The organism is Ruegeria arenilitoris (assembly GCF_013030265.1).
Lineage (GTDB): Bacteria > Pseudomonadota > Alphaproteobacteria > Rhodobacterales > Rhodobacteraceae > Ruegeria > Ruegeria arenilitoris_E.
On record NZ_WPZQ01000012.1, the window covers coordinates 60,581 to 83,356 of the forward strand.

General features: G+C 56.1%; 26 protein-coding genes. 14 read left to right on the top strand and 12 right to left on the bottom strand.

The window, feature by feature from the left end:
* Positions 1–14 precede the first annotated feature (14 nt).
* On the bottom strand, positions 15–344 hold the full coding sequence (locus tag GOX61_RS19080) for a hypothetical protein (protein ID WP_170336309.1): 330 nt from the start codon (positions 342–344) through the stop codon (positions 15–17).
* A gap of 194 nt (positions 345–538) precedes the next feature.
* Here GOX61_RS19080 and betB point away from each other — a divergent pair, with 194 nt between their 5' ends.
* The gene (gene betB / locus GOX61_RS19085; protein ID WP_170336311.1) at positions 539–1,993 is read left to right on the top strand and encodes a betaine-aldehyde dehydrogenase; all 1,455 of its coding nucleotides are present in this window, start codon (positions 539–541) and stop codon (positions 1,991–1,993) included.
* A 57-nt stretch (positions 1,994–2,050) separates the two neighbouring features.
* Here the strand turns inward: betB and GOX61_RS19090 are convergent, their stop codons facing one another.
* From GOX61_RS19090 to GOX61_RS19110, 5 genes are read right to left on the bottom strand one after another with little or no spacing between them, the layout of a single operon-like run.
* Positions 2,051–4,189, bottom strand: a complete 2,139-nt coding sequence (locus tag GOX61_RS19090) for a tetratricopeptide repeat protein (protein WP_170336313.1) — start codon at positions 4,187–4,189, stop codon at positions 2,051–2,053.
* Positions 4,186–5,055: a flagellar motor stator protein MotA gene (gene motA / locus GOX61_RS19095; RefSeq protein WP_155146479.1), complete on the bottom strand. Its 870-nt coding sequence runs from the start codon at positions 5,053–5,055 to the stop codon at positions 4,186–4,188. The genes GOX61_RS19090 and motA overlap by 4 nt, the downstream gene beginning before the upstream one ends.
* A gap of 46 nt (positions 5,056–5,101) precedes the next feature.
* Complete coding sequence (locus tag GOX61_RS19100) at positions 5,102–5,692, bottom strand: MotE family protein (RefSeq protein WP_170336315.1); 591 nt, start codon at positions 5,690–5,692, stop codon at positions 5,102–5,104.
* Positions 5,689–6,177 (bottom strand): hypothetical protein, encoded by a 489-nt coding sequence (locus GOX61_RS19105; protein WP_170336317.1) that lies wholly within the window; start codon positions 6,175–6,177, stop codon positions 5,689–5,691. Before GOX61_RS19105 ends, GOX61_RS19100 begins: the two co-directional genes overlap by 4 nt.
* A 9-nt stretch (positions 6,178–6,186) precedes the next feature.
* The gene (locus GOX61_RS19110) at positions 6,187–6,717 is read right to left on the bottom strand and encodes a flagellar basal body-associated FliL family protein (protein WP_254436928.1); all 531 of its coding nucleotides are present in this window, start codon (positions 6,715–6,717) and stop codon (positions 6,187–6,189) included.
* A gap of 86 nt (positions 6,718–6,803) precedes the next feature.
* Here GOX61_RS19110 and fliF point away from each other — a divergent pair, with 86 nt between their 5' ends.
* From fliF to fliP, 4 genes are read left to right on the top strand one after another with little or no spacing between them, the layout of a single operon-like run.
* On the top strand, positions 6,804–8,402 hold the full coding sequence (gene fliF / locus GOX61_RS19115) for a flagellar basal-body MS-ring/collar protein FliF (RefSeq protein WP_170336320.1): 1,599 nt from the start codon (positions 6,804–6,806) through the stop codon (positions 8,400–8,402).
* Entirely contained in the window at positions 8,402–8,998 is a 597-nt protein-coding gene (locus GOX61_RS19120) for an ABC transporter ATP-binding protein (protein ID WP_170336322.1), read from the top strand. The genes fliF and GOX61_RS19120 overlap by 1 nt, the downstream gene beginning before the upstream one ends.
* Positions 8,991–9,275: a FliM/FliN family flagellar motor switch protein gene (locus GOX61_RS19125; RefSeq protein ID WP_170336324.1), complete on the top strand. Its 285-nt coding sequence runs from the start codon at positions 8,991–8,993 to the stop codon at positions 9,273–9,275. Before GOX61_RS19120 ends, GOX61_RS19125 begins: the two co-directional genes overlap by 8 nt.
* A complete protein-coding gene (gene fliP, locus GOX61_RS19130) occupies positions 9,275–10,006 on the top strand; it encodes a flagellar type III secretion system pore protein FliP (protein ID WP_437436577.1) in 732 nt (243 codons plus the stop codon). Before GOX61_RS19125 ends, fliP begins: the two co-directional genes overlap by 1 nt.
* A 15-nt stretch (positions 10,007–10,021) precedes the next feature.
* Here the strand turns inward: fliP and GOX61_RS19135 are convergent, their stop codons facing one another.
* A complete protein-coding gene (locus GOX61_RS19135; RefSeq protein WP_170336328.1) occupies positions 10,022–11,464 on the bottom strand; it encodes a sensor histidine kinase in 1,443 nt (480 codons plus the stop codon).
* Entirely contained in the window at positions 11,461–12,198 is a 738-nt protein-coding gene (locus tag GOX61_RS19140; RefSeq protein WP_170336330.1) for a response regulator transcription factor, read from the bottom strand. The genes GOX61_RS19135 and GOX61_RS19140 overlap by 4 nt, the downstream gene beginning before the upstream one ends.
* A gap of 216 nt (positions 12,199–12,414) precedes the next feature.
* Here GOX61_RS19140 and GOX61_RS19145 point away from each other — a divergent pair, with 216 nt between their 5' ends.
* The 5 genes from GOX61_RS19145 (at position 12,415) to GOX61_RS19165 (ending at position 17,483) form a co-directional block, all read left to right on the top strand.
* Entirely contained in the window at positions 12,415–13,659 is a 1,245-nt protein-coding gene (locus GOX61_RS19145; RefSeq protein ID WP_155146462.1) for an ABC transporter substrate-binding protein, read from the top strand.
* Positions 13,660–13,716: 57 nt separating this feature from the next.
* Entirely contained in the window at positions 13,717–14,589 is an 873-nt protein-coding gene (locus GOX61_RS19150) for a carbohydrate ABC transporter permease (protein WP_170336332.1), read from the top strand.
* Entirely contained in the window at positions 14,582–15,475 is an 894-nt protein-coding gene (locus GOX61_RS19155; RefSeq protein ID WP_155146458.1) for a carbohydrate ABC transporter permease, read from the top strand. The genes GOX61_RS19150 and GOX61_RS19155 overlap by 8 nt, the downstream gene beginning before the upstream one ends.
* Before the next feature lie 3 nt (positions 15,476–15,478).
* Positions 15,479–16,576 (top strand): ABC transporter ATP-binding protein, encoded by a 1,098-nt coding sequence (locus GOX61_RS19160; RefSeq protein ID WP_155146456.1) that lies wholly within the window; start codon positions 15,479–15,481, stop codon positions 16,574–16,576.
* Positions 16,577–16,763: 187 nt separating this feature from the next.
* Complete coding sequence (locus GOX61_RS19165; protein ID WP_170336334.1) at positions 16,764–17,483, top strand: hypothetical protein; 720 nt, start codon at positions 16,764–16,766, stop codon at positions 17,481–17,483.
* Between the two features lie 109 nt (positions 17,484–17,592).
* Here the strand turns inward: GOX61_RS19165 and GOX61_RS19170 are convergent, their stop codons facing one another.
* Entirely contained in the window at positions 17,593–18,207 is a 615-nt protein-coding gene (locus tag GOX61_RS19170; RefSeq protein ID WP_170336336.1) for an MlaC/ttg2D family ABC transporter substrate-binding protein, read from the bottom strand.
* On the bottom strand, positions 18,197–18,967 hold the full coding sequence (locus GOX61_RS19175) for an MlaA family lipoprotein (RefSeq protein ID WP_155146569.1): 771 nt from the start codon (positions 18,965–18,967) through the stop codon (positions 18,197–18,199). Before GOX61_RS19175 ends, GOX61_RS19170 begins: the two co-directional genes overlap by 11 nt.
* A gap of 339 nt (positions 18,968–19,306) precedes the next feature.
* On the opposite strand from GOX61_RS19175, the gene GOX61_RS19180 reads away from it, so the two are divergent.
* Genes GOX61_RS19180 through GOX61_RS19195 form a run of 4 tightly spaced genes read left to right on the top strand, consistent with a single transcriptional unit; the run spans position 19,307 to position 22,052 of the window.
* A complete protein-coding gene (locus GOX61_RS19180) occupies positions 19,307–19,762 on the top strand; it encodes a RidA family protein (RefSeq protein WP_170336338.1) in 456 nt (151 codons plus the stop codon).
* The gene (locus GOX61_RS19185; RefSeq protein ID WP_170336339.1) at positions 19,759–20,529 is read left to right on the top strand and encodes a glycerophosphodiester phosphodiesterase family protein; all 771 of its coding nucleotides are present in this window, start codon (positions 19,759–19,761) and stop codon (positions 20,527–20,529) included. Before GOX61_RS19180 ends, GOX61_RS19185 begins: the two co-directional genes overlap by 4 nt.
* 45 nt (positions 20,530–20,574) lie before the next feature.
* Positions 20,575–21,762: a GNAT family N-acetyltransferase gene (locus tag GOX61_RS19190; protein ID WP_170336342.1), complete on the top strand. Its 1,188-nt coding sequence runs from the start codon at positions 20,575–20,577 to the stop codon at positions 21,760–21,762.
* Positions 21,759–22,052, top strand: a complete 294-nt coding sequence (locus GOX61_RS19195) for a 4a-hydroxytetrahydrobiopterin dehydratase (protein WP_155146448.1) — start codon at positions 21,759–21,761, stop codon at positions 22,050–22,052. Before GOX61_RS19190 ends, GOX61_RS19195 begins: the two co-directional genes overlap by 4 nt.
* On the opposite strand, the gene GOX61_RS19200 is transcribed toward GOX61_RS19195, so the two are convergent.
* Both GOX61_RS19200 and GOX61_RS19205 read right to left on the bottom strand, forming a co-directional pair.
* On the bottom strand, positions 22,049–22,354 hold the full coding sequence (locus GOX61_RS19200) for a hypothetical protein (RefSeq protein WP_170336344.1): 306 nt from the start codon (positions 22,352–22,354) through the stop codon (positions 22,049–22,051). The two genes, GOX61_RS19195 and GOX61_RS19200, sit on opposite strands and share 4 nt — an antisense overlap.
* Before the next feature lie 71 nt (positions 22,355–22,425).
* The gene (locus GOX61_RS19205; protein ID WP_170336346.1) at positions 22,426–22,773 is read right to left on the bottom strand and encodes a hypothetical protein; all 348 of its coding nucleotides are present in this window, start codon (positions 22,771–22,773) and stop codon (positions 22,426–22,428) included.
* Positions 22,774–22,776: the final 3 nt, after the last annotated feature.

Sequence of the window (22,776 nt, forward strand, 5' to 3'; positions counted from 1 at the left end):
TTAGCTCAAGAAACCTATTTGTTGCGGTCAATCCACTGCGACATGAGTTGCTTGTCGCGAAAACACTCCGACGGAATCGGCCGACGCTTCGAGCGCGAGATGCGTTCAGCAAACGCAACTTGTTTGCCGGTTGGATAGCTCGCAAACGGCGAAGGGTCATGAGGCTTGTTCGCCGAAATCCAATCCGACATTGATCTGCGGTCACGCTGCGCTTCAACCGGTATCTCCAAAGCCGTCTGTTCTGCGATGGCGCGGGCATAGCGCATCTGGCGGTCGGTGACCGGAAGAAGATGGTAGTCGTTCGTAGGCCCGTTCGGGGCCAATTTGCGTGTTGCTTGGGTCATCGGTTTATCCTCTGACTATGTAGAACATAAATGGAACATTAACTATTCATTTCAAGAGGGGGGCCTGTTTTACAGGCAAGTTCTCGCCGGTTGCAGTGTTTTATTGACTGACCAATCAATAACCATTACCTGCGAATTGAACTGTTACTGTCGCCCCAATGGATCGGGCGCGTTTGCAAAGAAAAGGACCCGGCATGAAGTTTCAGCCCAAGGCCAGCCATTTCATCAACGGCGAATACGTTGAGGACACCAGCGGCGCACCCATCGATGTAATCTATCCCGCTACGGGCGAGGTGATTGCGAGGCTGCACTCGGCGACCCCCACAATCGTGGATCAGGCTCTAAACAGTGCAAAAGCAGCACAGGCTGAATGGGCCGCGATGTCCGGAACCGAGCGCGGCCGTGTCCTGCGTCGGGCAGCCGATATCATGCGTGAACGCAACCGCGAGCTTTCCATTATCGAAACCCATGATACCGGCAAACCCCTACAAGAGACGCTGGTGGCGGATGCTACCTCCGGTGCGGATGCGTTGGAGTATTTTGGCGGAATGGCCGCTTCGTTAACCGGTGAGCACATCCCGTTGGGTGGCGGAGATTTTGTCTACACGATCCGTGAAGCGCTGGGCGTCTGCGTCGGGATCGGCGCGTGGAACTATCCGACCCAGATCGCCTGCTGGAAAGGTGCCCCGGCCCTGGCTTGTGGGAACACAATGGTGTTCAAGCCGTCTGAGACTACGCCATTGTCTGCATTGCAGGTTGCCGAGATCCTGATCGAAGCTGGCGCTCCCAAAGGTGTCTATAACGTCATTCAGGGTTACGGCGATGTCGGTGCTTCGCTGGTGACCGATGCGCGCGTTGCGAAGGTCTCGCTAACTGGATCTGTCCCGACTGGCCGCAAGGTCTATGCAGCCGCAGCAGACGGCATGAAGCACGTCACCATGGAACTGGGCGGCAAATCCCCGATGATCGTGTTCGATGATGCTGACATCGAAAACGCTGTTTCGGGCGCGATCCTGGGCAATTTCTATTCGTCGGGTCAGGTTTGCTCAAACGGCACGCGCGTGTTTGTTCAGAAAGGGATCAAAGAAGCCTTCCTGAAGCGCCTGTCAGAGCGTCTGGCGACGGCGAAAATCGGTGATCCGTTGGATGAGGAGGTTAATTTCGGTCCGATGGTCAGCGAAAATCAGATGAACATCGCTTTGGGCTATGTAGAAAAAGGCAAGTCAGAGGGCGCGCGCCTTGTCTATGGTGGCGAACGCATCGAAGGCGACGGTTTTTATATACAACCAACTGTGTTTGCAGACGTGACCGACGATATGACCATCGCCCGCGAAGAGATCTTCGGGCCTGTGATGTCAGTGCTGGATTTCGAAACCGAAGAAGAGGTTCTGGCCAGAGCCAATGACACCGAGTTTGGATTGGCGGCTGGTGTGTTTACCAATGATGTGACGCGTGCGCACCGCATCGTGGCCGGTTTCGAGGCGGGAACCTGCTACATCAACACCTACAACCTTGCCCCGGTCGAAGCGCCCTTTGGTGGGTCGAAAATGTCGGGTGTGGGTCGTGAAAACTCGAAACTGGCGATCAACCATTTCAGCGAAATGAAAACTGTCTACGTTTCGATGAACGACGTAGAAGCGCCTTACTGATTGAGATGAGGACTGGCCGGAAAGACACCTGTTCCGGCCAGTTGCGCCCCTTTTACATTACTTATTGGCTGCGATCGTGAGTAACTCTTCAATCCGCTCACGGGTCAATTCACTGTCTGACAGAAGTGTTTTCGCATCAGAGAGTGGAGTGTCCGGTGAACGCGAAACCGGTTGGCCCAGGGCCTGATCCAGTTCACTCAACGTTCCAAACTTGCTCGAAGAGGTGCCGTTGATATCTTCTGTCTGTCCTGCGAGCCAGAACAGACGGTCCGCTTCATCATTCTCACCAGTCGCACGAAGCAGCGAAGCTGCAGTAGATAGGTCTGCCGTGTCTGCTAGGGCCCGGGCGCGCAGGAGCTGCGCCTCATCAGAGTCATCCTCAGTAATCTCCAGTAATGCCCGATGCGGTTGCCCCTGCAACAATGCGGCGCGGGCGCGAAGTCTGGCTCTGTCTTTCCGTTTGATCCGATCCTGTGGCCGGTTCGCAAGCGCATAGGCCTGAGAGGCAAAACCAAGCTCTGCAAGACGCTCTGACAGCGCTATTGCTGTTTCGGTTTCCAACGTGTCACCCGATACCGGACGAAGGTTCAGGGCGTAGCGCAAGAATGTCACGTCATCCGCGCGTTCGGACAACAAATGCATCACGCGGTTTGAAGCCCCAGCCCAATCTTGGTCTTCCGAATGTGCCCGGATCAGTTCCATGGCGGGGCCAAACTCCTGATTCAAACCAAGAGCGACTGCATGACTTTGCGCCATAACAGAGCCTATTTCTGATCGTCTGAGCTGGATGGCAAATCCAGCCACCAGTTCAAGTTCTTCAGAGGTTATGGCGCCACGATCCGACCAGCGCTTTTCCACCAAACGCGCCAAAGCCAAGGGGGTTTCCAAATCCGACTCTGAGGCCTGAATGACTTCGGACAGCAATGCCTCGCTTTCAGCTTTGTCACCGGCAGCTTCTGCAACATCTGCTTTAGCCAACGTAACCTTTGGCTGCGAGTCCGCATCGATACGATCGACTGAACGTAAGACACGGCGGGCTGCTTCCAATTCCCCGGCGTTGACCAGAATCTCGGAAAGTTCGGGCCCCAACGAACGCCTCAGATGATCCGGCAGCCTCGCAAAAGATTGTTCGATCGAAGAAAGCTGCGCATCGGGATGCAAATCCCCCTCGGTTAACAGCGCCCACAAAGCAGCGTCACCCTCGCATCTCTGGAGGCTTTGAAACGGGTTCGGCTCTGACTGGGGCCGACCGTCTAGCAAATTGGAAATCGCAATAATCCACGCGCTGTTTGAAGGGGCGTTCGCAAGTAGTTCGAGCGTTTGAACCGCTTCAGCCCCATAGCCATGATAGGCATAAAGCTGGGCCAGCTTCTCAACCCGTTCTACATCGATGCGATCAAACTCCAGAAACAAACCGGTCCGCAGCTCTGCAACCTGTTCCGGAAACGGGCGTCCATCAGACCACGAAGCAAACCCCAGATCTTTATCAGAGATACAGGTGGGCTGCGTTTCAATCTGAGGCAAAGACAGCCCTTCGAGCCCGCGAAGCTCATCCAGAACAGATGAGACCATTACGTTCGCTGGCAAGTCTTCCAGAATATTGCCTGGCGCGACCTTTTCTGTTGATCTTGGACCAATATCGGAAAGCTGCAGATCGACGATCTCACGATCAGCTCCCTGTAGCATTCGCGACATCAGTTGATCCTCTAACGCTCGGCCATTCAATTGCAGCGATGGCACGGGGTCAGGTGTTTCTTCGATCTCTGATTCATCGTCTAACTGCAGATCAGGCAGCAAAACCATCGGAGGGAGGTCTTGGGTCACGGACAGCGAGGGCTCACCGGGCGCGATATCAACGACGATCATGTTATCCCTGAACAAAAAGGCCGATGCGGCGCAGGCACACCCAAACTCCATTTCAAGAGCTGTACCCGGTTTCTCTTGTGACAGCGATTTCAGGCGGTTTTCGGACAGCCGTGAAAACACCGAGTTGGTGTTGTATGTGACGCCATCAAGCTCAACATCTATCCGGGCACCATCTTTTTCGTGAGTCAGCGTCCAGTCTGTCTTGGGCGGTATCTGAAGGACCAGCCTTGTAAAGCCGTCATGCTCACCCGAGCGCACTCGGACTTCCTGTGCATTTGCACATGTTGCGGAAAAGACCAGGATAAACGAGAGGACGCATTTCCTGATCATGCTGCCGCCTGTTTCAGTTCTTTCAGCGCATCTTCAAGCTCAGTAAAACCGGGTCGGTTATGCGTCGGAGTATTCTGGCGTCCAACTTCGATACACATCGCGGTGTTGTGGTTGTGCAGGTTGGCTACCAGAACCTCTTTGATCAGTTGGTAGAAGTGGTTGTCCTCTTCAACGACGGCCTTCACCTTTCCCGCGAACGGCCCCACCAGCCCGTAGGCCAGGAATACACCCAAAAATGTGCCGACAAGAGCACCACCGATCAGCTTGCCCAGAACTTCCGGAGGCTGGTCGATTGATCCCATCGTCTTGATCACGCCAAGAACCGCAGCAACGATACCCAACGCAGGCAGGCCGTCTGCCACGGTCTGCAGCGCATGGCTGGAGTGCATCGCGTGATGGAAGTTTGCTTCCATCCGCTTCTCCAAAACCTCCTCAACCTGATGCGGATCATCATAATTCATCGAGGCTGAGCGCATCGTGTCGCAGATCAAGTCAACAGCTTCGCGATCGGCCTGAATTTTTGGGTAGGTGGAAAACAGCGAAGAGCTCTCGGGATCTTCGATATGTTGCTCTAACTCGACGGGATTTGCCCGTGCGATGCGGATCAGTGAAAACAATAGGCACAACAGATCTCGATAGTCTTCGGGTTTCCATTTCGGCCCCTTGAACACTTTTCCGATGTCCTTGGCGGTATGTTTGACCCCGCCAAAATCATTACTGATCATGAATGCGCCGACTGCGGCGCCTCCAATCATCATCATTTCAAAGGGAAGCGACTTCATGATGATGGCCATCTTGCCGCCAGCAGCCAGATATCCGCCGAATACCATCACGAAAATGACGACAATACCTACGATCCCAAGCATATACGATCTCCAACGGCGCGAACTGAGGGTTTGAAAGACACAGGTGTCACTCCTGTGGAGCCAGCGCGTTGCGCCCGGCCATTACAACACTGATGGTATAGGCGGCTTCGGGGTTTAGACCGGCCATGACACCAGCGGCTGTATCGGGCGGCATACGAGACAGGAAACCGGCTGCAAAAATTGGATCCATAGTCTCAAACAACGCCGCGGCGTCTTTCGGCTTCATGTTCTGATAGACATCAGTAAGTCGGGTCAGATCTGCCTCGGCGGCGTTATCGGCGACTGCAACAGTTGCGCGAAGCGCATCTTCTGCCTCGCGTAGTGTGATCAACCGGCTCGCAATGGCCAGATCAGCTATTTCCAAAGCCTTCTCACGATCCTGCACGATCCTTTCACGCCTCTCGATTGCCTCTTCACGCCGCCGTAATTCGGTCAGCACGACTTGTAGTTCCTGTTTTTCAAACCCCGATTGTTGGGATTGAGGTTGCGATGTCGATCCTGTCTGATCGCCACGCGCCAGAGCGGGTCCGGCCTCCAGGCTCAACCGAATAACGGCGGAGCCGATCATCAGGGCCGATATCAATGTCAGAACGCCGCTGCGCTGGCGGCCTGATTTGCCCTTTCTGTTCAGCCTCATCTGCTGGCCTCGTCCAGCTGCGGTGCGTGGCGAAAGAACATCAGCCCTTCGGGAGGTTTTGTGGCCTCTTTGGCAGGGGGCTCAAGCTCCTGATTTTCTCTGAAATCTTCAATGTTAGTCTCTGTTTCAGCAGATTCTTCTTCCGATTCTTCTCCCGGTTCAGCCTCAGCCGGGGGCGTATTTTCATCTATGGAGTCTTCAGGAATCACATCGTGCATCGATGCCATCATCAGTTCCAGGCGCTGGGCAACGGATTCCGCCCTCTGCGTCAGATCCTGCAGTGTTAGACCGGACTGGTCCGATGCGTGTCGGGCCGATTCGAGCGAATTTTTCAGCTCCTCAGCCTGCGCTGACAGAACCGATACAGCTCCGCCCACGCCCTTTTCCAGATCAGTAAATCGTTTCAGGCGCCGGGCCAGAACAAAGCAGTACAGACCCGCCCCAAGCGCGCCTGCGACCAGCAGAATATCCGCGATAAGTTCCAACTTCGTCTCCTAGTTCAGTACGAATTCCATAACCAAAACATCGCGCACGCGACCTTCGCCGGTGACGATGGCGATGCGCCGCAGCAGATGTCCGCGGATGCGGATCAGGGCCAGCGAATCCTCAAGATCCGAGATCTCGAGCGCGCGAAGATACCCGTTCAACACATCCATGATTCGGGGCTGCATCTTTTCCACGTCGGCGATGTACTTGGCATTCACCTCTAGCTGAGCGTGGAATTTCAGATGACGGGAATCACCGGCATTTACCGAGACAATCACCGGTGGAAGATCGACGAAACCGACAGCAGGTAAGGCCTTTGCAGGCGTGCCATCGGCATTCTCATTGGCCGCCTGAACATCTGCTTTCCCGCCAATTGGCAATACACCCGACGTGGTCAGGAAGTATCCGCCCGCAGCCCCGGCCAAGGCCAGGACAACGCCTGCGATAAGCCCTTTTTTCCCTGATTTTTCGGAGGCTTCCGCCTCATCCATAGCTGCGTCAGTCATGACGTCCTCATCGATCTGTTCGGCAACTGTCATAACCCCGCAGGGACTAACCGATTGTTAAGGGCAATCGTCCAAACAGAGGCAGAGCCGCACAGAATGTCGGCGAGTCGGAGGTGAGCGTGCAGCAGATCGGAACTGTCTGGGCAAGTTTGGACAGGCGCAAACAAATTATCGTCGCTGGCGCCGTAGCGCTGGTGTTTCTTGGAATCCTCGGCATGTCCCGTCTGGTGACCGCGCCGTCGATGACACTGCTATACGCCGGGCTCGAAAGTGGCGCAGCCGGCGATATCGTACGTGCGCTTGATCAGCGCGGGGTTACTTACGAAATCAGAGGCGGCTCAATCTATGTGCCCGGTGCGCAGCGTGACGAATTGCGTATGACGCTGGCGAGCGAGGGCCTGCCCGCCAACGGAAATCGAGGCTACGAACTGCTCGATTCCCTCAGCGGATTTGGCACCACGTCGCAGATGTTCGACGCTGCATACTGGCGCGCAAAGGAAGGCGAGCTGGCGCGCACTATCGTGGGCAGTTCCTATGTCAGCCAGGCGCGCGTTCACATTGCGAACGGATCAGCCAATCCGTTTCAGCGCAGCGTGTCGCCAACAGCATCGGTCTATTTGGTGCCTTCAGGTGGCCAGATCACGGGCGATCAGGCCAAGGCAATCCGGTTTCTGGTTTCTTCGGCAGTTAGCGGTTTGGCCCCGGAAAACGTCTCGGTGATCGATTCGAATGGCACAGTGATCGGACCTCAGGAGACCGCAGTCGCCGCCGATACTGCCGATGACAAGGCGCGCCAGCTGCGAGAAAGGGTGATGCGCCTGGTCGAAGCGCGTGTTGGCGCCGGGAATGCGGTTGTCGAAGTCAGTGTAGATACTGTGACCGAAACCGAATCCATTCGCGAACGACGCATTGATCCAAAAGGTCGAGTAGCGATCAGTACAGATGTTGAGGAAAGGTCGGACAGTGCTCACAACCAATCCTCTGATGTCACCGTTGCGTCGAATTTGCCGGATGGCGATGGATCCGGAGGGGATGAATCGAATTCGAACGCCACCCAAACGCGCGAACGGGTGAATTATGAAATCTCCGAAACCGAGCTCGAAGTGCATCGTGCCCCGGGTGCGATCAAGCGCTTGACCGTTGCGGTATTGGTCAATGGGGAACGAACCATTGATGCCGCAGGTGTCGAGACATTCGTTCCGATGCCGCAGGTCGAACTGGATGCCTTGGGTGAGCTCGTCGCCTCTGCCGTTGGTTTCGATGCCGAAAGGGGTGATGTGATTACGCTCAAATCCCTCGACCTTCCGGCGGTTGAACCACAGGGCACATTGGCGTCATCTTCACTTTTGAGCCGAGTTCACCTCGACGTCATGTCCTTGATTCAAATGACAGTTCTGGCGCTGGTCACGTTGGTTCTGGCACTGTTTGTGATCCGTCCGATACTATCCAAGCAAGCTGTCGTACCTGCATTGCTACCTGCTGGCGGCGCACCCGATGGAGAGGCCGCGCCCTATCTGACGGGTGAGATTGCAGCAGATGAATCATCGGAATTCGCTCCGTTGCCGGGTCAGGCGCAAGCAGAGGCAGGCGTACCCGCACTGCCGTCAGCCAAAGGCGAGGATGCCGTGGATCGCCTGCGTGCGATGATCGGTGACAAGCAGGAAGAAACGGTTGAGATCCTGCGCAGCTGGCTCGAGGAAAGCGAGGAGAAGGTGTGATGTCCATCGCTCATCTCCTTGAAGATTTCACGGCCCAGTCCGACGGTGCCGCAGTTCATCTGCTGGATGAAGATGCGCTGGAAGAACAGCGTCTGGCCGCTTTTGAAAACGGCTACGGTGCCGGATGGGAAGACGCGATAAAGGCGCAGGAACAGCAGAGCGGGCGCCTCACGGATGAGCTGGCAAGATCACTCGAGGATGTGTCCTTTACCTATCACGAGGCAATGACACGAATGACTCTGTCTCTGGAGCCGATGTTTCAGAGTCTAATAGGTGTCATTTTGCCTGAAGTGGTCGATCGAAGCTTTGCAACACAGATCGTCGAGCAGTTATGCCAAATGGCACAGGATCAGATTGGCCAACCCATGCAGCTTGTGGTGCCTGAAGGTTCATCAGAAGCGGTGCAGAACCTAGTGCCCGACGCGCTTTCACCATCCCCACAGGTCATCGAAGACCCTGCGCTTCAGCCGGGGCAGGCGCGGCTGCAGGTTGGTACGGCGCGGCGCGCGGTTGATCACAGCGCGTTGCTGTCCACCATCGCGCGGGCATTCGACGCATATCTCCATGAAGCAAAAGAGGCTTTGTCAAATGAGTGATCCCCAGACCCCGAAACCCGAAAAGAACCCGTTCGAGGCTGTGCCGATCGAGGTCACCGTGTCAGTTGGGCGCGCCCGTCCTCTGATCCGCGATCTGCTGAACATGGGTGAGAATGCCGTGCTCACGCTGGACAAACGCATAGAAGATCCGGTGGATCTATATGTTGGCGATCAACTGGTCGCGCGCGGATTGTTGGAGGAGCTTGAGGGAGACCAGTCAGGCCGGCTCGCCGTACGCTTAACTGAGATATCTGACCTGCAGAACGGTATTGGATGATGCGCCAATTGTTCTGGCTGGGTCTCGCAGGCCTTCTGTTGATGCCTTCATTTGCAACGGCGCAAGAACTGTCCCTGTCATTGGGTGATGGCGGCTCGATCTCGGCTAGAACAATACAGCTGATCCTGCTGATCACGATCCTCAGCCTGGCGCCGGGTCTGGCAATCATGATCACCTGTTTTCCTTTTCTTATCACGGTTCTCGCCATTCTGAGACAGGGTATTGGCCTGCAGCAATCACCACCGAACATGCTGATTGTCAGCCTCGCTTTGTTCCTGACCTATTTCATAATGGAGCCGGTCTTTACCGAAGCTTGGGACACGGGCATTCGTCCAATGGTAGAAGAAACGCTTGATGTAGAGCCTGCTTTGGAACGGGCATTGGTTCCGTTTCGTGAATTCATGGCCGCCCGATTGGATGCCGATACGTTTTATTCGATGGCAGCGCTGCGCCCGGGTGGTGAGGCGATGCAGCTGTCACCCGAAGCGCCAATCTCGGTGCTGATGCCATCCTTCATGCTGTCCGAGATTGCGCGTGCCTTTCAAATAGGTTTCCTGATTTTTCTGCCGTTTCTGATCATCGATCTCGTGGTTGCTGCCGTGCTCATGTCGATGGGCATGATGATGGTGCCGCCTGCAACGGTGTCTCTTCCGTTCAAACTGGCGTTCTTTGTCATAGCTGACGGTTGGGCCCTGATCGCCGGAGCGCTGGTGCGCAGCTACGTGCCATAGTGCTGAGGTGACAATCTATTGGCGCGTAATTCGAAGCCGCGCCCGCAGACCCTGATCACCGGCCTCAAAGCTGAGCGTCCCGCCGTGTTGTTCGGCTACGGTGGCGGCAATCGTCAGGCCCAGTCCAAACCCATCCGAAGAGCCTGTGTTAGAGCCGCGTTGGAACGGCGCCATCAGGGCCTCGACATCCTCGACAGACAGATCGGTTCCCTTGTCTTCGACGACGATTGTCGCTGTCTGCGCATCGGTTTCCAATGCAACTTCGGCATGGCGGCCATATTTCAACGCATTGTCGATAAGGTTGCTGAGTGCGCGTTTGAGGGAGATCGGCCGGCCCATGATCAGAATGCGCCTGGTTTCAGGCAGCGATCCCTGCCCGCGCCGGGATGCAAAGACTGATTGGGCGCCTTCTACCACTACAGGAGCAACTTGTTTCAGCGAAACCGGAAGGTCCATATCCTGATAGTCGGCGACCAGAGATTCGACTAAAGCAGTCAATGAAATCTGGCGTGGGTCTTCGATGCTGAGTTCGGACCGGGTATAGGTCAGGACGCTTTCGATCATGCCGGTCATCTGATCCACATCGGCCTCAAGCTTTTCGCGCAACTCATCATCCGGGATCAACGCCGCGCGCAGACGTACCCGGGTGGCGGGTGTGCCGAGATCGTGGCTGACACCCGACAGGACAATCGCACGTTTCTCAAGCTGGGCACGTTCATCGTCCAGATGGTCATTCACGGCGGAAACGATTTCGCGCAACTCCTCGGGGCCGTCCGCGTCATAGCTGTCCGGCCCACCCCTGCGTCTGCGATCCCGCAGTGCCTGAGCGAACCGGGCAAAGGTGTCGGTCACGTTGCCCACTGACGTCAGGATGACGGCAAGCGCGATTACAGCAATCAATATGGCGGGCAGGCGCAGATCGGTTGGTGCCGCCTCGCATCCCCAGACAGCAGTTCCATCGACACTTTGCCAGTCACCCCGACCGAATCTGGCGATCAGGATCGGCTCACTGCAATAGGTCGCCAGCAACCGGGTCAGGTTTCCCATCTTTTGCGGCCCGGTCTGATCGCTGCCCGAAACAATATCAGAAACCGGATAGACCAGCCGGTCGGACATCACCGCCAGCGTCAGTTCGCGCCCGCTGAGCGGTGAAGAACTGTCGGTCAATATCGACAGGTTGGTTACGAAACGGCGGCCCGAAAAGCCCGGAATTTGTTCAAATTTGCCTTCTTCGGCCAAGATCGCCGCGTCCGGTGACAATGGCGTAATCGAAACATCCTGCGGCGAAGCCATGCCGGTTCGCAATTCTTCGTACACGGCAAAGCCGGCCACAAAGGACTGTGTCAGATACCGATCCCAGGACTGCGCCGAGGTAAACCAAAGCCCTCCGGACAAAAGGCCCGCAGCAAATGCGGCCAGTGTCCAGATCCAGCCAAGGCGGCGCAGTGGCAGGGTCATGCATCTTCTTCCACGGTCACCTCGGCGGAAAAGATGTAACCCACACCGCGTTCGGTGCGCAGCATTCTGGGTTCTTTGGGGTTGGTTTCAATCTTGGATCGCAGACGACCCACCAGCATATCGATCGCGCGACCCTGAGCCTCGGGCTTGTCATCGCTACCGGTGACGTCGAGTGCTGCCGCGATTTCATCACGCTTCAGAGGGATATGCGGATTTGCCAGCAGCACCTTGAGCAGTGCGGTCTCACGCTGGGACAGGGATACGAGATAGCCATCAGGTGAATGTACCTCATCCCGCTTGCCGTCGAAAACCCAGCCGTCAAAGCGGAATGTTTTGGTGCGCCGACGATAGGCCAGCGATGGTGTCCGTCTTGCGCGCTGCATCACCGCCCGGACCCGTGCCAGCAAAAGCTGGGGGTTGAAGGGTTTGGCTATATAGTCATCGGCGCCCACTTCGTAGCCTGCCATACGCTGATGATCTGCAGACAGCGCTGACACGAAGATAATCGGCACATCTTGTTCGTTGCGCAGGCGGGCGCAGATCTCTACCCCGTTTTCGTCACCCAGCATGACGTCCAGCAGGATCAGATCGATCCGGCCCGCGCGCAAATGGGTCAGCACATCTTTTTCAGTCGCGGCGGGCAGCGCGATGAAACCGTTTTTTTGAAAGAACTGGGTCATCATCGACCGCATGTCCGGGTCGTCATCCACCACCAATAGACGCGGAATGGTCACCTTATCCTCCCCGGTTCCCCCTCAACCGTTGCCGTCAATTGTAACGAACGGCAACAGATTCAAGGCCAACGTAACACGCTGTAACAAAAGGGGTGAATATTTCCACCTTCTTTGGGTCTTGCCCCAGAATACGCGTTGCCAGACCGTATCCGACAACCCGTAATATCGCGCATCGCTGCCGGATCGGCGGCACTGAAGTTTCTGGGAGGATACCAAATGAAACGTTTTGCACTGTCTGCAGTTTCGACTCTGGCCGTGGTGGCAGGCACCTCGGTTATTGCCGAGCCGCAGGCCGAAGTTCTGCACTGGTGGACATCAGGTGGCGAGGCCAAGTCGGTCGCCGTTCTGCAGGAAGAGTTTGCCTCGAATGGCGGAACCTGGACCGATATGCCCGTTGCGGGTGGTGGTGGTGACGCGGCAATGACCGCGCTGCGTGCCCGCGTTCTGGCCGGCAACGCACCAACCGCCGTTCAGTTGAAAGGTCCTGCCATTCAGGAATGGTACGAAGAAGGCGTTCTGGCTGACATCTCGAACGTGGCTGAGGCTGAAGGTTGGGCGGACGTACTGCCTGCATCGATTGCCGGTCACATGATGTGCGAAGGCACATGGTGCGCCGCACCTGTAAACGTCCACCGCATCGACTGGATCTGGGCAAACGCCGACGTGCTGGCTGCAAACGGTATCGAAATGCCCACCACATGGGAAGAATTCAACGCCGCAGCTGAGAAGCTGCAGGCTGCCGGTGTGATCCCGCTGGCCCATGGTGGACAGGCATGGCAGGACGCGACCGTGTTCGAAGCCGTTGCGCTGGGTCTTGGCGGACCTGAATTCTATCAGAAGGCTTTTGTCGATCTGGACCCAGAGGCGCTGACCTCGGACACGATGGTTCAGGTTTTTGACCAGATGCGCACCCTGCGTGGTTACGTGGACGAGAACTTCTCAGGCCGTGACTGGAACCTAGCCACTGCCATGGTGATGAATGGCGAAGCAGCCTTCCAGATCATGGGTGACTGGGCCAAGGGTGAATTCCTTGCGGCTGGCAAAAAGCCCGGCGAAGACTTCCTGTGCGCCTCGACCCCCGGCGACGGCTACCTGTACAACGTCGACAGCTTTGCCATGTTTGACGTGGAAGGTGACGACAAGCGCGCCGGTCAGGAACTGCTGGCCAAGCTGATCGTTGCGCCAAACTTTCAGGAAGTGTTCAACCTGAACAAAGGCTCGATCCCGGCCAGGACCGACGTTGCACTGGATGCGTTCGACATCTGCGCGCAAATCTCGGCCGAAGACATGGGCTCGACCTCGGCAGGCGGTTCGCTGCTGCCGTCCTACGCGCATGGTATGGCACTGCGCGGTGCGCAGGCTGGTGCGATCACCGACGTTGTGACCGCGCATTTCAACTCGGATATGTCCTCGGCTGACGCGGTTCAGCAATTGGCGGACGCAGTGGCAAACAGCTACTGATCCAATACGCTCTGCCCCCTATACTGAGGGGCAGAGCATCTTTCCCCGGAGGAAAAAATGTCCGAATGGCTGGAAAACCACCTGCCCAAGGTGGTGCTGGCACCGTCGTTCATCGCCGTATTGATCTTTGTCTACGGATTTATCGGATGGACCGCGTGGGTGTCGCTGACCCGATCGAAACTACTGCCGAAATACGAGATCAAGGGATTCATCCAGTATGAACGCCTGTTCGACTCGCCCCGTTGGGATACGGCGATCAACAACCTGTATATCTTTGGTGCGTTGTTCATCGTAATCGCGATGGTGCTGGGCCTGTTGCTGGCCATCCTGCTGGATCAGAAGATCCGCGTCGAAGGGGCCATTCGCACGATCTATCTGTACCCTATGGCGCTGTCGATGATCGTAACCGGCACTGCATGGAAATGGATTCTCAACCCGGGTCTGGGGATCGAGGCGATGGTGCAGGGCTGGGGATTTCCGAATTTCGAGTTCGATTGGCTGGTGAACCCGGACTACGCCATCTACACCATTGTTCTGGCTGCGATCTGGCAAAGTTCGGGATTTGTCATGGCGCTGTTCCTTGCCGGGCTGCGCTCGGTTGATGGTGAAATCATCAAGGCCGCGCAGGTCGATGGTATCCCAACATGGCGCATCTACACAGCGATCATCATCCCCTCAATGGCCCCCATTTTCCTGTCTGCTTTCATCGTGCTGGCGCACCTTGCAATCAAAAGCTTTGACCTTGTCATCGCGTTGACCGGCGGCGGCCCGGGCTATGCCACAGACATGCCTGCAACCTACATGTACGCCATGGCCTTTTCGCGCGGCGATATCGGTCAGGCAGCTTCGTCCGCGATGATCATGATGCTGGTCGTCTTTGCCATCGTGGTTCCATATCTCTACTCAGAACTGAGGGCGAAAAATGACTGATCTGTCGATGCCCCAAACCCGCACCCAAAGCGCCATGGGCAAGATCGCCCTGCGCTGGCTGCTCTATGTCCTTCTGGGCCTCTTTGCGCTCTATTACCTCATGCCGCTTTTTGTGATGTTGACCACTTCACTGAAAAGCCTTGAGGAGATCCGGACCGGAAGCCTGATGTCGCTGCCCCGCGAGGTCAGCCTGGACGCTTGGAAAACCGCGTGGTCCGGGGCCTGTACCGGAATCCAGTGCGAAGGTCTGCGGCCCTATTTCTGGAACTCGGTCCTGATCGCGGTGCCTGCGGTGGCGATCTCGACCCTGCTGGGTGCGCTGAACGGCTATGTCGTGGCGCAGTGGCGGTTCAAAGGGGCGAACATCATCTTCTCGCTGATGCTGTTCGGCTGCTTCATCCCGTTTCAGGTTGTACTGCTGCCGATGGCGCGTCTGCTGGGGATCATGGGGATTGCCGGGACCATTCCGGGCCTGATCTTCGTCCACGTGATCTATGGTCTTGGTTTCACCACGCTGTTCTTCCGCAACTACTACGTCACCATTCCGGCCGAGTTGACCAAGGCGGCCCGCGTTGATGGGGCCGGGTTCCTGCGGATTTTCTGGTCGATCTTCCTGCCGCTGTCGCTGCCCATCATCGTGGTGACCGTCATTTGGCAGTTCACACAGATCTGGAACGACTTCCTGTTCGGCGTGTCGTTCAGCCAGGCGGGCACCCAGCCCGTGACCGTTGCGCTCAACAACATCGTAAACTCCACCACCGGCGTCAAAGAATACAACGTCGACATGGCCGCCGCGATCATCGCGGGGCTGCCGACGCTGCTCGTCTATGTCGTTGCCGGTAAGTATTTCATCCGCGGTCTGACCGCTGGTTCCGTGAAGGGATAACCCATGGCTCCCATCCTCGATATCAACAATCTCTACAAGAATTACGGCGCGACCGAGATTCTGAAAGACATCAACATCTCGATCGAACCGGGCGATTTCCTGGTGCTGGTCGGCCCCTCGGGTTGCGGTAAATCCACCCTGCTGAACTGCATCGCCGGGCTTGAGCCGATCACCGGTGGGACACTGGCCATTGGCGGCAAGGACATGACCCATGTCAGCCCCAAGGACCGCGACATCGCCATGGTGTTCCAGTCATACGCTTTGTACCCGACGATGTCGGTCGCCAAGAATATCACCTTTGGCATGAAGGTGCGCGGCGTGGATGCGGCAACGCAGGAGGCCAAGCTCAAAGAGGTCTCATCCCTGCTGCAGATCGAGCAGTTGCTGAACCGGCGCCCAAGCCAGTTATCCGGTGGACAGCGGCAGCGTGTGGCGATGGGCCGAGCGCTGGTGCGCGATCCCAAGCTGTTCCTGTTTGATGAACCGCTATCAAACCTCGACGCCAAACTGCGGGTCGAGATGCGGACCGAAATCAAGAAGCTGCACCAAACACTGGATGCTTCCATCGTCTACGTGACCCACGACCAGATCGAGGCGATGACGCTGGCCACTAAGATCGTGGTGCTAAAAGGCGGCATCGTGCAGCAGATCGGCAGCCCGGCCGAGATCTATAACAACCCGGCCAACCTGTTCGTAGCGGATTTCATGGGCTCACCTGCGATGAACCTGATTCCGGCCAGAACCGAGCGGAATGGGACCGGTACGCATATCTCGATCGCCCGCGATTCCGGATCACCAATCACTCTGACGGATTCGCGCGATCTGAATCTGCCTCAGGATGTCATTCTGGGCCTGCGCCCCGAAGACATCGCCGAGGCAGGCTTCCGGGCAGGTGCAGGGGTGCAAGAGGCAGAGTGCCTTGTTGATATGGTCGAACCGGCCGGGGCGGACACTTACGTGGTCTCTGAACTTGGCGGAAAACAGGTCACCGCACGACTGCACGCCGAGACCAGTGCACAGGCAGGTGAGATGCTGAACCTCGCCTTTGACATGAGCAAGGTTTCGTACTTTGCCAAGGAAACTGGTGAGCGGTTGAATTGACCCAGTTATGATACTTCGGTTGGCCGCGAAGACTTGCGGCCTTTCGAAATACCTTCAAAATTGCCTTGATCGATAGGCGTTTCTAAAACCAGCCGTCTGCACCAAAATTGCGTATGAGCTGATCATAAACTACGCGATGGCGCATCTAGCTTTCCCGGACACTTCAATTCCGTGTTTGGAAACGCGCATGTCAAAGTACATCTCTGTACCCCAGTTCCTGCTCTGCCTTGTTATTGCCTGCTGCGCATTCCCGCTGATTTACGTGGTACTGGCGACAAAAGGGAACACTTGGGTCTACCCCTCACTTGTGGTTGGCCAGCGCTCGACACTCATCTTGTTTTGTGCGGTTCTTCTGCTTGTCTATGTGGATAGGTCAAAGCGTTTGTTTTTAGGCGTTTTTATCGCAACCTTGATCTTGGTATTCGGTTCGTTACTTAGTGGACTCGAATGCGCCTTTGGCGGGCTGTCAGGAGGATACAACAGGTTCACCAATTGTGGTCTTGATTTCGTGATCTACGCAGGTCTCGTCGCACTTGGATTTGCTATCATATCCAGTAGGCGATCGGCGGTATATTTGGTGTGTTTATTGGTCCTGAGCTTCCCTATAGGCGTCGCATTTGCTCATTTCGTTTTGACGGCGGAGTTAAAACGCACTCTTACCGGGATGGATTTGCAGGCTGAGTGCGTTGTTCGCCAACCGATCAGGTTTTATTTCGCGTCGGAATTGAGCGGCTCGCGTCGAATTCAGCAGATAGAAGATCTGGATCTGACCTGGATTATTGGCGAGCAATCGCCCCGAATCTACAAATTCTTGGAAGGTGACGCTTACATTTGGAAATACGACCAAAAGTCCTTTGAAAGGATGAGGGCCAGCTCACATCTCGTCGCAGTTTGCGAAGGTAGCTAGCTTGAAGGGCGGATTTCAAGAGGCTGGGCTAAGAAAGCCGTTTGCGGGCTTTCCTAGCATATAGTGTTTCGAACGAGTACTGCGATTGTACAAGCCGCGCTTGCAGTTATCAGCTGAGCCTGTTCTGTTTCATGTCTTTGATCAAACGGTTCAGGTCGCCGCCGCGCGCATCCAGCATGGCGCCAACCTCGGTCCGCTCGGTCAGCAGCATATTCACGCCTTCGATGAACATGTTGAAGAATTTGTCACGCCCCGATTTGTCCGAGACAAGGAAGGTCACCTCAAACGGGGACGAGCCCTGAAGCTTGACCGAGGTGCGCACCTCGTAGCCCGCCTTGATCTTGCGTGCATTTCGGACAGTGACCTGACCGCCGATGAACTCGCGGAACCGGCGGCCATATTTGTTCGCGATATAACCCTGAAACGCATTGGTGAACTGCTTCAGCTGCGACGGGCTGGCCGAACGGGCATCAGCCCCCAGCACATAGCGGGCCATGATCGGCACATCGGCGTATTGCACGAAGATTTTTTCGAAATCTCGGATCATCGCCTTCTCGGATTTGCCCGAGGCAATTACCCGATTGATGTCATCAACGACGCTGACGACAAGCGCCTTGGCCTCAGCTTCGGTCTGAGCAAAAGCGGGCAGGGGAAGGGCTGTAAGCGCCAGACCGGCAAGGCCAGTGGCGACAAAACCACGACGGTTCAAATGGTTACTCGGCATAGGGGTCCTCGTAGGGGTCTAGGTAGGGGTCCCTGACAGGGTCGGTCCCGGTTTCGGCATAGGGGTCATCATACAGACCCAGATAGGCGTCCTCATCATCCCTTGCCAGTTCAAAGCGACGGTTTTGCAGGTAGATGGTCCTTGCCTGAGCATAGCTGTCCGCGCTTTCATACAGGATCGAGTCCACCGTATCCGAGAATCGACCACGATCCCCCATCCGGCGGACAACTTCGGCGTAAACACCCAGGTTGTCGGCTGGCCGTGTCGGGGTGAAGTTGATCGGATTCGAAAACAGGTTGACCACAACTCCAACGGCATCACGGGTAGTTGAGGGGCCATAAAACGGCAGTTCAACATAAGCACCTTCGCCAAAACCCCAGACATGCAGGGTTTCGCCGAAATCCGTATCCACGGGCGGCAGGTTCAGCTCGCTGGCTGGATCGGACAGGCCAATGCCACCGACAGTCATGTTGATGACGAACCGCAACAGCGCATTACCCATTTGCTTGGGATTGCCCTGCAGCAGGTAATCCACAGCCTGACCGGGCAGCGAGATGTTTTCGGCGAAATGATTGAAGCTTGTCACCATCGGGTCGGGGACGATCTTCACATAGCCTTTTGAGGCAGGGCGGAACAGGAACCGGTCGACACCCAGATTGAATTTATGAATTCCGCGATTGGCATTTTCGTAAGGGTCAAACACTTCGCCGCGGGCTGCCTGATCCGCAGGTTGCGATGCACAGGCGCTCAGCACCGTCATAACGGACAGAATGATAAGGTGCTTCAAACGGAGTCTGCTCGACACGATATTTGTACTCCAAGGTGCCAGAGGTGAATGATCTGGCTTTCAATCAATACTGTTGCGGTCGGACTTCAAGGGTTCAAGTGGCTGTCACATAGAAGTTTCAAACTCTAATTGAAACAACTAGCGTTTAACCCGCATGCCCGACCGAGGTAAAGTGACACAGGATCAACACTCCGGAATAAGAGAAGTTACGCCCAGATCTTGTACATTTGTAAAATTGCCGTTTCCGGCTTTCCCAAGTCGGGCTTCCCGGTTAGCGTCCGCGCGAGTCGATTTTAAGGTGAGGACCATCAAATGAGCATCGCAGCAAAACTGGAAAGCCTCGGCGTCAGCCTGCCGGACGCACCTGCGCCAGCAGCGAACTATGTGCCTTTTGTTCGTGTGGGCAATATCGTCTACGTATCTGGCCAGATTTCCAAGGCAGACGATCTGATCACCGGAAAACTGGGTGATGACATGGATGTCGACGCGGGCGCAGCGGCGGCGAAAGTCTGCGCGATCAACCTGCTTGCTCAGGTTAAAGCCGCTTGCGGTGGTGACATCGAAAAGCTGGTGCGCGTGATCAAGCTGACCGGATTCGTGAACTCGACCGCTGACTTCACGGCGCAGCCGCAGGTGATCAACGGTGCCTCCGATTTCCTCGTCGAGGCGCTGGGCGATGCAGGCCGCCATTCACGCTCTGCCGTCAGCGCAGCGTCTCTGCCTCTGGGTGTTGCGGTTGAGATCGAAGGTATCTTCGAAGTCCAATGACGCCGAGCCTGCCAAAAGAATTCATGCAACGCCCGATCGCGCATCGGGCGTTGCATGACAAAGCGGACAAACGCCCGGAAAACAGTCTCGCAGCCGTACAAGCGGCGATGGATGCCGGGTATGGGGTCGAGATTGATCTGCAGCTCACCTCTGATGGCCGAGCGATGGTGTTCCACGACTACGATATGACCCGTTTGACCGGACAATCAGGACCGATCCGGCAGATCTCGTCGGATGAGGCCGCGGCTGTGACGCTGCTGCATTCCGATGATGAAAGCATTCCGTCGTTGCAGGACGTGCTGGAACTGATTGATGGCAAAGTGCCCTTGTTGATCGAATTCAAGGATCAAGACGGGGCGATGGGCAAAGGCATCGGGCCGTTGGAACAGGACGCGATCCGTGCGCTTGAAGGCTATGATGGCCCATTGGCGTTGATGTCATTCAATCCCAACAGCGTAGCTGAATTGGCGCGTTTGGCACCGCATGTACCCCGGGGTATCGTCACCAGTTCCTATGACCCGAAGGAGTGGTTGCTGCCTGCGGACATCTGCGACCAATTGCGGGATATTCCAGATTTCGACCGTGTTGGCGCAAGCTTCATCAGCCATGAAGTGCATGATCTGGACCGGCCCCGCGTTGCCGAACTAAAGGCGCAAGGTGTGCCCATCCTGTGCTGGACCGTCCGCTCGGTAGAACAAGAGGCTGAAGCGCGCAAGGTTGCCGACAATGTGACCTTCGAAGGCTATTTGGCCGCGTATTCGGGTTGAACCTGTCCTTCGCTGTCACAGATAATGTTGAAGCGCGGAGGGTACATGGATCAGGCACAAATTGAAGTTCAGGTTCTCGGATCGCTCTCGCAGATTTCTGCTGCGGACTGGGATAGTTGTGCCTGCCCGGAAACAGCTGATGGTGGTCGCCCGCTTGACCCGTTCACCACGCATCGATTCCTGCTGGCGCTTGAGGAAAGCGGATCGGTTGGTCGGGGAACAGGGTGGCAGCCGCAATATCTGACCGCGTATCTGGACGGTCTGCTGATAGCTGCGGCACCGCTCTATGCCAAGTCACACAGTCAGGGTGAATACATCTTTGACCACAGCTGGGCGCATGCTTATGAGAGCGCTGGCGGGCGCTATTATCCCAAATTGCAGATTGCTGTTCCGTTTACACCAGCCACGGGCAGACGTTTTCTGGTTCGCCCCGGATATGAGGCGATCGGCATGTCCGCTCTGGTTCAGGGCGCCGTACAGCTAGCCGCTGACAACCGCGTATCTTCGCTGCACGCCACATTTTGTACCGAGGCCGAGGCCCTCGCGGGGGCAGAAATGGGGCTGCTGACTCGCAGTTCACAGCAGTTTCACTGGCTCAACGACACCTATTCGGATTTCGATGGCTTTCTGGCCGCGTTGTCTTCGCGCAAGCGTAAGAATATTCGCAAAGAACGTGCACAGGCGTGTGATTTTGGTGGGGAAATCCGCACCCTGACCGGGTCTGATATTCAACCCGAACATTGGGATACCTTCTGGCAGTTCTATCAGGATACCGGCGCGCGCAAATGGGGGTCACCTTATCTTACGCGTCAGTTCTTTGATATTGCGCATGAAACCATGGCTGATGACATGGCATTGGTGCTTGCGGAGCGCGACGGCTATGCGGTGGCTGGTGCGCTGAACTTCATCGGGCGCGAAACGCTCTATGGCCGCTATTGGGGCTGCACCGAACACCATCCCTGTCTGCATTTCGAATTGTGCTACTATAGGGCGATCGACTTTGCCATTGCCCATGGCCTGGCCCGGGTCGAGGCCGGTGCGCAGGGCGAGCACAAGCTTGCGCGTGGATATCTTCCTGTGCGTACGCATAGCCTGCATTGGATCGGTGATCCGGGTTTTGCCGACGCGGTGTCGAAATATCTTGATGCCGAGGGCCGTGCAGTGGGAGAAGAGATCGAGATTCTGACGGATTATGGCCCGTTCAGAAAGTCGAACCCGGAGGAACAGCAATGACGGAACTTTTGTCGACCGAGACCCGCGGCCCGCTGCTGGATCCGCTATTCAAAAACGGCTGGACCATGGTTGAAGACCGGGACGCCATCACCAAGACCTTCATTTTCGAAGATTTCGTCCATGCCTTCGGCTGGATGACACAGGTGGCGATTTTCGCGGAAAAGTGGAACCACCACCCCGAATGGTCGAATGTCTATCGTACGGTCGAAGTTGTGTTGTCGACACATGACGTGGGTGGCCTGTCCTCGCTGGATGCCAAGCTGGCGCGCAAGATGGACAGTCTCTGTTAACGATTACCCGATCCCACACCACCTGCCAGAGAGGCGGCGACACCCATCTGCTCGAATTCAGCAGGTGTGACGGTTCCGCTGCTGACATCAATATTGCCCGGGATCCTTGTCGTCCGATTCCCAACTGATCGAACACTGCGTGCGGCCGGATTGATATCCAGGCACCGGGTGTTGTAGCAGGTCAAACCGCTGGTATTGATCTGAATACGCGCCTGACCGTCTGCCCCGGTTACGACGGGCGCTTGCGGAACATCACATGCGGCAAGCAGGCTCAGAACGCCCAGATAAACCCATTTGTTCATTGCACGCTCCTGTTTTGCGATGCTCTGCCCGGTACATTCCGGGGCAGAGCGTTAATCTAATCCGCTGATGTTCAGTCCAGCAGGCCGTTTCCGTCCTGATCGGCATTGATGAAGTCTTCGTTCATCTGCGTATCGTACTCGGCTCGGGATATAGCGTTATCCTCGTCCCGGTCGACCTTTTGAAATTGCTTGATGTCAAGAAACGGCTTGGCTTCGTCCAGCCCCAGCGTGCCGTTCTTGTCTTCATCCATTTCCTGAAAGGCATAATCGGAAAAGGCGTTGAACTCGTCCTTTGACAGAAAGCCGTCATTGTTCGAGTCGATCGCGTTCAATTCCTTTTCATTCAATTCAGCGACGCTTTCGGCTGAAGCTGCACTGGCCATCATCACAGCCGCAATTACGAAAATTCCACGTTTCATTCC